The sequence below is a fragment of the Ruegeria sp. BB6 genome, assembly GCF_056539385.1.
On the sequence record NZ_JBQFUW010000002.1, the window covers coordinates 218124 to 230654 of the forward strand.

At 58.4% G+C, this 12531-nt stretch carries 9 protein-coding genes; 2 read left to right on the top strand and 7 right to left on the bottom strand.

Features of this window, described 5'->3' with window-relative positions:
* Positions 1-47: 47 nt before the first annotated feature.
* On the top strand, positions 48-1070 hold the full coding sequence (ilvC, locus tag ACR0B7_RS05565; protein ID WP_170383727.1) for a ketol-acid reductoisomerase: 1023 nt from the start codon (positions 48-50) through the stop codon (positions 1068-1070).
* 66 nt (positions 1071-1136) lie between these two features.
* Entirely contained in the window at positions 1137-2039 is a 903-nt protein-coding gene (locus ACR0B7_RS05570; protein ID WP_170569078.1) for a DMT family transporter, read from the top strand.
* Here ACR0B7_RS05570 and glmM read toward each other — a convergent pair.
* The 7 genes from glmM to glyS form a co-directional block, all read right to left on the bottom strand.
* Positions 2036-3379 (bottom strand): phosphoglucosamine mutase, encoded by a 1344-nt coding sequence (gene glmM / locus ACR0B7_RS05575; protein ID WP_170482583.1) that lies wholly within the window; start codon positions 3377-3379, stop codon positions 2036-2038. The two genes, ACR0B7_RS05570 and glmM, sit on opposite strands and share 4 nt — an antisense overlap.
* A gap of 35 nt (positions 3380-3414) precedes the next feature.
* On the bottom strand, positions 3415-4413 hold the full coding sequence (gene folP / locus ACR0B7_RS05580) for a dihydropteroate synthase (protein ID WP_170576524.1): 999 nt from the start codon (positions 4411-4413) through the stop codon (positions 3415-3417).
* Positions 4410-5330 carry a dihydroneopterin aldolase gene (locus ACR0B7_RS05585; RefSeq protein ID WP_170383719.1) on the bottom strand — a complete coding sequence of 307 codons (921 nt, stop codon included), beginning with the start codon at positions 5328-5330 and terminating at the stop codon, positions 4410-4412. Before ACR0B7_RS05585 ends, folP begins: the two co-directional genes overlap by 4 nt.
* A gap of 102 nt (positions 5331-5432) precedes the next feature.
* Positions 5433-6803, bottom strand: a complete 1371-nt coding sequence (locus ACR0B7_RS05590; protein WP_170482590.1) for a multicopper oxidase family protein — start codon at positions 6801-6803, stop codon at positions 5433-5435.
* A gap of 73 nt (positions 6804-6876) precedes the next feature.
* The gene (locus ACR0B7_RS05595) at positions 6877-7518 is read right to left on the bottom strand and encodes a cell wall hydrolase (protein ID WP_170383715.1); all 642 of its coding nucleotides are present in this window, start codon (positions 7516-7518) and stop codon (positions 6877-6879) included.
* 186 nt (positions 7519-7704) lie between these two features.
* Complete coding sequence (locus tag ACR0B7_RS05600; protein WP_480681065.1) at positions 7705-10245, bottom strand: putative PEP-binding protein; 2541 nt, start codon at positions 10243-10245, stop codon at positions 7705-7707.
* 63 nt (positions 10246-10308) lie between these two features.
* The gene (gene glyS / locus ACR0B7_RS05605; protein WP_170482596.1) at positions 10309-12531 is read right to left on the bottom strand and encodes a glycine--tRNA ligase subunit beta; all 2223 of its coding nucleotides are present in this window, start codon (positions 12529-12531) and stop codon (positions 10309-10311) included.

Here is a 12531-nt window from a genome sequence, read left to right on the forward strand (position 1 = left end):
GATGACAAGTAGAACCGTCGCCAAGTTAAACAGAAAGGACCAGCGACATGCGCGTCTATTACGATCGCGATTGCGACATCAACCTGATCAAAGACAAGAAAGTGGCCATCCTGGGCTACGGCAGCCAAGGCCACGCCCACGCACTGAACCTGCGTGACTCGGGCGCCAAAAACCTGGTCGTCGCGCTGCGCGAAGGCTCGGCCTCGGCCAAGAAAGCCGAAGCCGAAGGTCTGACCGTGATGGGCATCGCCGAAGCCGCTGCTTGGTGTGACGTCATCATGTTCACCATGCCCGACGAACTGCAGGCCGAAACTTACAAGAAATACGTGCATGACAACATCAAGCCCGGCTCGGCCATCGCCTTCGCCCACGGCCTGAACGTCCACTTTGGCCTGATCGAGCCGAAAGAAGGCGTCGACGTCATCATGATGGCCCCCAAAGGCCCAGGTCACACCGTGCGCGGCGAATATGTCAAAGGCGGCGGCGTTCCCTGCCTGGTTGCCGTGGACAACGACGCGACCGGCAAGGCGCTGGAAATTGGTCTGTCCTACTGCTCGGCCATCGGTGGCGGTCGCTCGGGCATCATCGAAACCAACTTCCGCGAAGAGTGCGAAACCGACCTGTTCGGCGAACAGGCTGTTCTGTGCGGCGGTCTGGTTGAGCTGATCCGCTGCGGCTTTGAAACGCTGGTCGAGGCAGGCTATGCGCCTGAGATGGCTTATTTCGAGTGTCTGCACGAAGTGAAACTGATCGTTGACCTGATCTATGAAGGCGGCATCGCGAACATGGATTACTCGATCTCGAACACCGCTGAGTACGGTCAGTACGTCACCGGCCCGCGTATCCTGAAATACGACGAGACCAAAGCGCGTATGAAAGAGGTTCTGAACGACATCCAGCAGGGTAAATTCGTTCGTGACTTCATGCTGGAAAACGCCGTTGGCCAGCCGACCATCAAAGCGTCGCGCCGCGCGAATGACGAGCACATGATCGAGGAAACCGGTGCCAAACTGCGCGCCATGATGCCTTGGATCTCGGCCGGCAAAATGGTCGATAAGGAAAAGAACTAATCCTTTTGGGATAGTGCGAAAGGGCGGCCCACGGGTCGCCTTTTTTGTCGGGGCCGGAGGGCGCAAATGGTCGATCAACCCACATCCCGCGACTGGAGCGGCGTATTCTCCCTCGGCCTGATCTGGGGCGGCACATTCATGGTCGTCGCCATGGCGCTTGAGGGGTACGGCCCGATCACTGTCGCAACCGCCCGCACCACTTTGGGCGCGGTGACATTGCTGGGGCTGATGGCCGTCACAAAACGACAATTGCCGGGATTTTCCGTGGAGCTGTGGTGGTCGATAGTGATCATCGGCATCCTGTCCTCGGCCCTGCCCTTCCTGCTGCTGAGTTGGGGTCAGCAATATGTACCATCAGCCTTTGCCGGCCTGTCGATGGCCGCGATTCCCCTGATGGTTCTGCCGCTGGCGCATTTCTTCTCGGATGAGCCAATGAATGCACGACGGTTCCTGGGGGTCTGCCTGGGGTTTTCTGGCGCGCTGGTGCTGATCGGACCGGGATTGGCGCAAATCGGACAAGGCACTGAACCCTTGGCGCAATTGGCCTGCGTCAGCGCCGCACTGTGCTACGCCTGCGCGTCCATTTTCACACGACGGTGCCCACCGATTGACCCTGTGGTTCTGGCTGCCCTGACACTATTGGTTGGCGCGATCATATTGCTTCCCATCATGCTGATGACCGAAGGGCTACCGGCTTGGGAAGGCGCTCGGCCAAGCCTCGCCATCATCGCACTGGGCCTCGTGCCAACGGCGCTCGCCACATTGCTGCGCGTTTCAATCATTCGCAGTGCGGGATCGGTCTTTCTGACGCTGGTGAATTACCAAGTGCCGATCTGGTCGATGGTTTTTGGCGCATGGATTCTGTCCGAAGCGCTGCCACTTCGGTTCTTTGTCGCCCTTGCCATGATCCTGACGGGATTGGCGATCAGCCAGTGGTTCAGCCTGCGCAAGATGTTGTTCGGCCGTTAACCTGCGACGGCCTCAACTTCCGCGACAATACCATCCACAACTTGCGTCAACAGGGCGTCATCCTCACACTCTGCCATAACGCGGATCAGAGGCTCAGTACCGGACTTGCGGATCAGCAAACGACCTTGCCCGTTCAAACGCGCCTCGGCGTCTGCGATCGCTGCTTGAACGCTTGCGACTTCAAGCGGAGTTTGCCCGTCTGCGTAACGCACGTTTTTCAGCAATTGCGGAACGGTCTCAAACTGGACCGAAAGCTCTGACGCCTTGCGACCGGATTGAACCATTTCAGCAAGGAAATGCAGCCCAGCCATCAGACCGTCGCCGGTCGTAGCATAGTCGCTCATGACGATGTGGCCGGATTGCTCGCCACCCAGATTGAACCCGCCTTCGCGCATCCGCTCAACCACATAACGGTCACCGACCGCCGTTCGCTCCAACCGCAAACCCTGAGAGGTGAGATGCCTCTCCAACCCGAGGTTGGACATGACGGTCGCAACCAAAGCGCCGCCCCGCAGCAGGTCCGACTTGGCCCAGCACGTAGCGAGCAGAGCCATCAATTGGTCACCGTCAGCCACCTGCCCGTGCTCATCAATCATGACAACGCGATCAGCATCACCATCGAGGCATATCCCAACGTCCGCGCCATGTGCCACCACCGTTTCGGCGGCCAGCCGGGGCTTTGTTGAACCGCAATTCAAGTTGATGTTCTTACCGTCGGGCGTGACGCCGACCGGAATGACTTCGGCCCCCAGCTCCCATAGAACTTCGGGGGCGGTTCGGTGCGCTGCGCCGTTGGCGCAGTCAACCACAACTTTTAGCCCATCCAGACGCAAATCGCGGGGCAGCGACGACTTAACACGTTCACCATAGCGAAAACGCGCGTCATCTACTCGCCTGGCACGCCCGATGTTCTGCGCTTGCGCGGGCCTTACCCCTTCTTCGATCAACTTCTCGATCTCAACCTCTGCCTGATCGGACAACTTGAACCCGTCAGGCCCAAAGAACTTGATCCCGTTGTCCTCGGCCGGATTGTGACTGGCTGAAATCATAACGCCCAGATCAGCGCGCATCGACCGAGTCATCAGGCCCACGGCAGGCGTAGGAACTGGTCCCAACAGCAACACGTTCATACCTGTCGAGGTCAGACCCGCGGTCAGTGCGTTTTCCAGCATGTACCCTGACAGCCGAGTATCTTTTCCAATTACAACGCGGTGCGCGCGGGACTGGTCCCTGCGAAAATACCGCCCGGCCGCTGCTCCGATACGTAGAGCCATCTCAGCGGTTATCGGATGCGTGTTCGCGGTGCCCCGCACCCCGTCGGTTCCGAACAACTTACGCATAGATGTCACTCCGTAATTTCTTGCCTGTAGATGGCTTACCGGACGGCGGCCCAAAGACGCAAGGCTTGAGCCGTCTCGATGACGTCATGAACCCGCAGGATCTGTACCCCTTGTGCCAGACCTGCCAACCCAACCGCAATCGACCCCGGCGCACGGGCGTCCTTGCGCGTCTCTTTGCCGATCTGACCGATAAAGCCCTTGCGTGATACACCCAACAGGATCGGGCAACCCAGCCCGTGAAACAGGCTAAGGTTTTGAAGCAGCGTCAGGTTATGGGCCTCAGACTTGCCAAACCCGATCCCCGGGTCAACCAGAACCTTGCTTCGATCCAGCCCTAAACCCTCAAGATAAGCCACTTGGTTCTCTAGAAAATCATACACGTCCAGCAGCACGTCGTCATAGGTGGGATTATCCTGCATCGTGGCCGGATCGCCCTGCATATGCATCACGCAAACCGGCGCACCGACCTCGGCACAAAACGGGGCCAGTTGCGGATCAAAAGTAAAACCCGAGACATCGTTGATCAGCCCCGCGCCAGCCTCCCACGCGACCTTTGCAACAGCAGATTTGCGCGTGTCGATGGAAATCAGCGCGCTCGTTTCAGCCCGAATTGCCCTGATCAGAGGTTCAGTCCGCGCGATTTCCTCGGCTTCTGGCACAAAAGAGGCACCGGGTCGCGTCGATTCACCGCCGATATCCAGAATACTTGCGTCATGGGCGACCATGGCACGGGCAGCCGCCTGCGCCGCGTGGACCGAGTTGTGCACCCCACCGTCCGAAAAACTGTCTGGTGTGGCGTTCAGGATGCCCATGATCTGCGGACGGTCCATCGCCAGACCTGCAACCGGCTGGTGTGGCCTCGTCAAGCGATCCAAAACCTGATCGGGCACTTCGGCTGCGGGCAGGACTATAGGCGCATCCGTGCGGCTTAGCCGTTCCACATGAGAAAACCAAATCTGCTGCCCGGCCAAGGCCACTGCCCCATCGGGACGAGCCGGTCCGTGCTGAACCAGAGGTCGGTAGTACGCTGTCACAGTCGGGCCTGATCCACGGGTACTGCACGTAACGGGGTTTTTGGCGCTTCGGGCAAATCGCCGCCAATCACCATCATCTCGCTTGCCTCGAAGGTCGCGGCGAACCACGCAGCCAATGCAACCGCATCAGACGGAGCCGCAGACGGTCCATCCACCGCATCCAGAACAATCTTGGACGGTGCCCAAACGCAGATTTGGCCGTTCTTCATCGCCCAGTCCAACTCGGTTCGGGTCGAAACGACGACGCAACGGTGATCACGCGCAGCCAGCACCCACGCATTCTGTTCGATGGCAAGAAGGTCGATCCGGCGCTGTGTCATCGCGTGCCCTGTTTGCGAAACCGCTATATCCGCAGCGCCAACACACAGGATCAACGGACGTTTGCGGTTTTCCAGCTGATCAATCCAACCAGTCAGATTTTCAGATGCTATGGCCTCGTTCGACAGGAATACTAGCCGGGGATGCGGGCGTTCTTCCTCGACCAGATCATGGTGAACCATGTCCCGACCACGCACGATCTCGACACCCAAAGCCCCCGGTCCTCGATCAAGTTTTTCTATTCTAACAAAAGCTCTTACAGCCTGAGGTTCAAGCAAAATCCGTTCCGCAATTCGATCGGCCAGAGTCTCCAACAGGTTCAGACGCTCGGCGGCCAGTTCGTAGGCGATCGCCTCAGTCACACGGTCATAGGACAGAATCCGGTCAACATCATCGTCAATAGGATCCGTCAGAGGGCGCACTTCGACCACGATGTTAAAACAGATGCGCTGCGTCGTCCCGCGTTCTGCCTGAAACGCGCCGATCTCAACCTCGACAATATGGTCGCGCAGGGAAATGCGGTCCAATGGCCCCCGAGTGGCAGTTGCCTCGGACCTCTCAGAGGGGTGCGCAAAAGCAAGACGGATTTCGGAACTCATGCAACGGACCTTTTCGGACTTTTGGGACAGGTTTACCCAAATTAGACGATGCAGGCGCGTATAACACCGCAACAAACGCCTTTCTAGTCGTCGAATGCGGCGTCAGGTGACACGGAACCAGCTCATCATGCCCGAAGCCGCATGCCCAAGCATATGACAATGCAGCAGCCAGTCCCCCGGATTATCGGCCACCAGTGCAATTTGGCGGGTTTGCCCACGCTCAACCAAAACAGTATCGCGCCACGGGCCCAAAGTTCCGTCCTGAAGGATCAGGCGAAAATGGTGACCGTGTAGGTGCATGGCGTGCGGAAACGCAGTCTCGTTGACGAACTCAATCCTATGAGTAGTTCCCTTTTGAGCATCCAGAAACGGCTCTGCCGGTCGCTCGGCATCGCCGTTTAACGCCCAGAACCGCCCGAGTTGAGCCAATTCCTGCCCCGAAAGCTCTGACTCACCGATCCTTGCCGATTCCAGCCAACGCATCGCGCCGCCCTGCATCTCCATTCGATGCAACGGCACATTTTCCGCCGAGGCGTCGGGCATCTGGTTCGGGACCAATGGGGTAATTCCGGCTCGTGCAGTTTTCGACGGGCCGGTCACGTCGAACCGAACCAGCCCATAGCTACCGTCCCTTTCAAAACTCACGAGGTTCGCAACTGCGGAAGACTCTGCCCGGACATCCACGATCAGGTCCGCCCTCTGCGCCGGCGCCAAGGGAAACCTGTCGTTGACCTCTAACGGAACCTCTAACGGCATACCGTCAAGCGCAACAATCCAACCGCTCAGTCCATCCAGTCCAAGATCAAATATTCGAGCATTGGAGGCATTGATCAGGCGCAAACGCAGCCTTTCACCACCGCCTACCGAATAGACAGGATCAAACCGGCCATTGACAGAAACCAGGTTGCCCAGTCGTCCCGCGTGGCTCAGGTCATGACCATTCCCAAAATCGTCCATGATTTGCGCGGTTTCAGGGTCCAACCGCCAATCATCCAACATCAAGGTCAGATCACGGTCAATGTCCGGCGCGACTGCTTCTTCAACGATCAACGGCCCGTACAGCCCCCGCGCGACCTGCTCCATCGAGCGATTATGCGCATGATACCAATATGTTCCGGCATCCGGCACCTTGAAATCATAGTCAAAATGAGAGCCCGTCGGAACAACGTCCTGAGTCAGGCCCGGGACCCCGTCCATTGCGTTGTCGATGCGAATCCCGTGCCAATGCACGGTCGTCGGTTGCGGCAAAGTGTTCGACAATCTTCGCTGAACCCGCGCGCCTTGCGACACCCGGATTTCCGGGCCAGGCACCTGACCGCCATATGTCCAGACGCGGGTTTCAGAAAACCCGTCCGGGGCGATTTGTTGCGCCGCTTCCTTGGCGACAAGCGCAGGGTAAGAAGCCCACCCAAGATTAGGCAGAGCGACCGCCGCTGCTGTCGTTTGCATGAATTGTCTGCGGTTCAAAGTCATTGCGGGCCTCCCGGCCCGCAACATAAGGCAAAAAACACCCCGCGCCAGTAAGCTTCCAGCGCGGGTGCGTCAGTTAGTTGCTCGCTGTCCGATAGTTGTGACGATAGAAAATGTGCACACCAATGCGCGCCGTTTCCTTGTACACACGCGACCAGGAAGGACGAACCGCGGTGGTGTGATAGTGCGTAGCACCTTCGGTCATGTCGTTCACAACACCGTCAATGGCCGCCCGCGCAACTTTCGATACGCGTTCATAGGCCTTTTTCTCGTTGATCACTTCCTTGAGGCCATCGCAGGTGTAGGTGAACTGGCATTGGTACTTCTTGCCTGTTCCCTGCTTGATCACGCCACACAGAGAATCTGGAAAGCGGCTGCTTTTGACCCTGTTCAGGATCACTTCAGCCACGGCGAACTGGCCGCGAACACTTTCGCCACGCGCCTCAAAGTACAGCGCCTCGGCCAGGCATTTAAAGTGTTCATCCCCGGTTGCGGCCGGAAGTTTATCCAGCCAATCCTTGGAATAGGACATTTTCATCGGTTCATCCGATTTTCGCGGCTTGAACAGATTTAGGTATTCACGGAAATTCTGACCGGGCGGTTCGCTCCGCGTCACAAGTTCACGCTTGGCAGTATCAGTGGATTCCCTCTCAGCGACGGAAACACTTGGCAGCACGGTTGCTGCCAATGTGGCAACAGCCATTATGTATCGTAGCATCAGATAACCTCGCACAGGCACGTTCCGCGCCATACCCTCCCCCGGCGGGCGCGACGAGCCTGATACCGAATTGAATCGGAAACGTCCAGTTTTCGTGCAATGGCAAGTGGAAAATCGCCGTTACGTCAAAAATGATCGACGACGGCGCTCTTTGTTTCCTACTAATCCTAGCGGAAAGGGTGAGTGTCAACCCCCAAGTCTGGACGAAATCGCTAATTGTGCGGCAGCCAGCCGAGCGACCGGAACGCGGAACGGAGAACAGGACACATAGTCGAATCCCAGCTCTCGGCAGATGGCGATTGATTCGGGGTTGCCCCCGTGTTCACCGCAAACCGACAAAGTCACGTCCGGTTGGGCCTGCCTGCCACGCTCGGAGCCCAGTCTCAGCAGTTCGCCTACGCCATCCGGGTCAAGCACATGAAACGGGTCTTCGGCAAAGACGCCCTGCCGGACGTAAGCGGACATAAAGCGCCCGGCGTCATCTCGGGAAAGACCGTAGGTCATCTGGGTCAGATCGTTTGTCCCGAAGCTCAGGAACGAGGTCTGCGGCGCGATCTCGTCCGCTCGCAGACACGCGCGCGGTGTTTCGACCATGACACCCAGACGGTATTCAAACTCCTGCCCTTGCTCGGATGCGACCGAGGCCGCGACGGAATCAATACGGGATTTCACAAGCTCGACCTCACGCTTGGCCGAAACCAGCGGGATCATCACCTCTGGCACGACGGGTGCACCGTTTTTGCTGGCCTCAAGCGTCGCCTCAAAGATCGCACGCGCCTGCATGTCGTAGATTTCAGGGACTGTGACACCCAGACGAACCCCGCGCAGACCCAGCATCGGGTTGTATTCGGTCATAGCCGCAACACGACGCTCGACATCTGAGACCGGCAGGTCCAAAGCCTCGGCCAATTCGCGTTGCCCACCGCGCGTTGTTGGCAAAAACTCGTGCAAGGGCGGGTCAAACAGGCGGATGCAGACAGGCTGCCCCTCCATGATACGGAAAAGCTGAACAAAGTCCTCTCGCTGCATCGGCAACAGCCGTTCCAGCACCGCAGCGCGCCCGGATGACGTTTGTGCAAAGATCATTTCGCGCATCACGATCAGACGGCCCGGGTCAAAGAACATATGCTCGGTCCGGCACAGGCCGATCCCCTGCGCCAAGAAATTGCGCGCAGTTTGCGCGTCGGCGGGCGTATCAGCGTTTGCGCGGATTGCGATGTCACGTTCGGCATCGGCCCAGCCCATGAGGGTTTGGAAGCAATCGTCCAAAGCAGCCTCTAGCATGGCCGGTTGCCCCGCCAGAACTTGCCCGGACGAACCGTCGATTGTCAGGATGTCGCCGGTTTTGAACGCACGCCCATCCGGGGCCGTCAGCAACTTTTTCTTGGTCTGGAACCGCATCTCTGACGCGCCGACAATACAAGGCAACCCCAATCCGCGCCCGATAACCGCGGCGTGGCTGGTCATCCCACCCTTTTCCGTCAGAACGGCCACGGCTGCATGCATCCCACGCACGTCCTCGGGCGAGGTTTCGCGGCGGACCAAAATACAAGGCTCTCCTCGGGCCGCGCTCGCCTGCGCTTCGGCAGCGGTAAACACGATCTTGCCTGTCGCAGCGCCGGGGCTGGCGGCGATGCCGGTTGTAAGAACATCCCGTCGCGCTTCTGGGTGAACCTGACGGTGCAGCAATTCGTTCAAAGAGTGCGGATCGACCCGCATTACCGCCTCTTGCGGTGGGATAATGCCATCTTCAGCCAGACGCACGGCAATGCGCATCGCAGCCCTCGCGCTGCGCTGGACGCGGACGCCATCCAGAATATGAATATGGCCGTTCTCGATGACGAACTCGACCTGCATTTCCTCGCGCAACTTGATACGCATCAGTGCAGCATGGGTTTTGAGCTCTGCAAAAGCCTCGGGCGCAACGTCCTCTAGCGATTTCCCACGTGGGTCTTTTTCGAGGTAGAGCGCAGCGACACCCTCGCCCAAAGCGTCCCTGCCCTGACTCTGGCTTAGATAGCGGCCGGTTAACTGCGGCAAACCGGTCGTCGGATCAACAAGTTGCAGCACACCTGACCCGCACTCACCCTGCCCAACCCCCGGGATCATTTCCTGAATGACCAGCCCCAGTCCAGCGTCCGCTGGCGCACCTTTGGCCTGGCGCAGAAGACGCGCCGATGTTCCATCCCATGCACGGGCCATCGACCGCAAAACCGCAACCAACTGCTCGCCCCGGTCTTGCGGGAAGGCTTCGTCTGTTTCGTCCTCGTATGCGCGCAGCGACTGCCTTAGACCTTCGCGACCGTCAGCGTCGATATCGTCGAACACATCAGCGTCCAGACGCGCAACGTGCACGGCATAGCTTTGAACAAAGCGCAAATACAGCGCCGCCGCTGCTTCGACGCCCATTGAATCCGAAAGATCAACATAGCGGGCGTCATTCATCCCGATGTTCAGGATCGCCCCTGGCCCACCCCAATCAGGGTCTTCAGAACTGGGCCGCACACACAAAAGCGCCGATTGATCGAATTGCTCGAGTATTGACTCGATATCGGGAACCTGCCCATTGGCGATCTGTTGAACGGCATCAAACGACAGGGCCACCGTGCGCGGCACCGGCAGGTCCAGACGGACAAGGCGTTGCAGACATTTCGCCCGGCCACCATGTGTCGTGGTGGCGACAGGCGCGGTCGAAGTAATAAGCGTGGTATGCGGGTTATTCTGCACTGCGGCACCTTTCAAACTGACCGCAGCATAAGCCCATGCAATGTTGACGCAAGCGCGTTCTGGTCAGCCTTCGATCTTGGTCAAATCCGCGACACTAGAACACACCTGCCTGATCTGGCTCAGCAGGTTCAGACGGTTACGCCGCAGAATTTCATTGTCGGTATTGACCTGCACATCCTCAAAGAACGCATCCACAGGACCGCGCAGGGCCGCCATCGTCGTCATGGCCAGCGGGTAATCTTCTGCCTTCAGCGCGGCGTTGATCTTGGACTGCGCCGCTTCCAAAGCTGCAAACAAGGCCGTTTCGCTGTCAGTCTCTGCGAATTTCACATCAGCGCCATAAGAGTATTCGACGCCATCCTTTTCCTCAGCCTGAGTAAGGATGTTGTTGGCGCGCTTGAAGCCCTGAACAAGGTTTTCGCCATCCTCGGTCGCGATCACCTCATTCAGTGCACGAGCGCGTTTGACCAACAGGTTTAGGTCATCATTGCCTTCCATCGCGATACAGGCGTCGATGATGTCATGACGAATGCCCTCATCGCGCAAGAAAACTTTGAGGCGGTCGTGGAAGAAAGAGAGGAGATCAACCGAAGTGTCGGGAATCTTCTGTTCCAGTTTTAGGAACTCGGGGGTCGAGATTTCACCCAACTTGTCTTTCACAGTTCGGAACGCCGCGCCAAATACGCCGTGATCTGCGATCTCATCCAACAGCTCCTTGACGTTTTCCGCAGGCAAAGTGTCATTCATCGCAGCCTCGGCCCGAACAAGCTGCGCGTCAAAGTAGCGATCCAATTTCAGACGCAAGTCATTCGTCAATACCAACCGAATTACGCCCAACGCAGCACGGCGCAGCGCAAACGGGTCCTTGGAACCAGTTGGCTTTTCGTCAATCGCCCAGAACCCGGTCAGCGTGTCCAGCTTGTCCGCAAGCGCCACGGTAACAGATACAGGTGCCGTCGGCACATCGTCCGACGGACCCAAGGGAGAATAGTGCTCCTCACTGGCCTGCCCCACTTCGGACGGAAGCTCAGCGGCCTCGGCGTAGTAGCGACCCATCAAGCCTTGAAGCTCGGGGAATTCAAACACCATTTCCGAAGACAGGTCGGCCTTGCACCCCTGCGCCGCCATCATCGCCAAAGCAGGGTCTGCGTTTACGGCCGGGGCCAATTCATGCGCCAGTTCAGCAATACGCGCCACACGTTCGCCTTGCGATCCCAGCTTTGCGTGGAAAGTCACAGAATTCAGTTTGTCCACCCACGGCTTGAAGCCATCTGCCTTGACGATGCGCAGGTCGTTCTCCCAAAAGAACTTTGCGTCCGCCAAACGCGCCGACAACACCTTTTGGTTCCCCGCCAGAATGGTTGCGCCGTTGTCAGAGGTTTCACGGTTGGCGACCGTGATAAAACGTTCAATCCGTCCTGTCTTTGGGTTGCGCACCGAGAAGAACTTTTGATGCTCTTTCATCGAGGTCTGCAGCACCTCGGGCGGCAGGTCCAGAAACTCGTCGTCGATCTTGCCCATCAAAACCACCGGCCATTCGACCAGTCCCGCGACCTCGGCCAGCAGACCCTTGTCTTCAACGACTTCCAGCCCTGCTGCAAAAGCCATATTGTGGGCATCGTTCCAAATATGCTCGGCCCGGTCAGCCGGGTTCAGCACCACGAAAGCGCGTTTCAACTTGGCGGCGTAGTCATCAAACGAAGTGACCGAGAACCGATCGGGCGCCATGAACCGGTGGCCGCCCGTTTTATCACCGGATTTGATCCCCTCAATTTCCAGCGGAACGACCTGCGCACCGGTCTCGTCGCTGAGGATGCACAGGATCGAGTGCAAAGGCCGCACCCAGCGCAATGGGCCACTGCCCCAGCGCATTGATTTGGGCCACGGGAAATTGCGGATCGTGGCTTCAAGAACCTCGGCCACAATCTCGGCCGCTGGACGACCCGTTTTTTCAATAGTGGCGAAGTAGACCGCCCCTTTGGGGGTTTCACGCTCCTCCAGCTGGTCGCGGGAAAGCCCCGCGCCGCGCAGAAAACCTTCGATTGCCTTGTCCGGCGCGCCAACTTTCGGGCCTTTACGCTCTTCCCGGATGGTCGGGCTTTCCGCCAGTAGCCCGTCCACCGCAAGGGTCAGGCGCCGCGGCGTGGTCAGGGCTGCGGCCCCGGCATAGGTCAGACCGGCCTCGACCAGACCGTCGGTGATCCGCTTTTTCAGATCTTCACCAGCGCGGGTTTGCATACGCGCGGGGATCTCTTCAGAAAACAGTTCGATCAGCAGGTCGGGCAT

Bases quoted from the DNA above. Each gene is read 5' to 3' on its own strand.
- glyS (WP_170482596.1), bottom strand. From the start codon at position 12,531: ATGCCCGACCTGCTGATCGAACTGTTTTCTGAAGAGATCCCCGCGCGT.
- glmM (WP_170482583.1), bottom strand. From the start codon at position 3,379: ATGCGTAAGTTGTTCGGAACCGACGGGGTGCGGGGCACCGCGAACACG.
- ilvC (WP_170383727.1), top strand. From the start codon at position 48: ATGCGCGTCTATTACGATCGCGATTGCGACATCAACCTGATCAAAGAC.
- ACR0B7_RS05590 (WP_170482590.1), bottom strand. From the start codon at position 6,803: ATGACTTTGAACCGCAGACAATTCATGCAAACGACAGCAGCGGCGGTC.
- ACR0B7_RS05595 (WP_170383715.1), bottom strand. From the start codon at position 7,518: ATGCTACGATACATAATGGCTGTTGCCACATTGGCAGCAACCGTGCTG.
- ACR0B7_RS05585 (WP_170383719.1), bottom strand. From the start codon at position 5,330: ATGAGTTCCGAAATCCGTCTTGCTTTTGCGCACCCCTCTGAGAGGTCC.
- ACR0B7_RS05570 (WP_170569078.1), top strand. From the start codon at position 1,137: ATGGTCGATCAACCCACATCCCGCGACTGGAGCGGCGTATTCTCCCTC.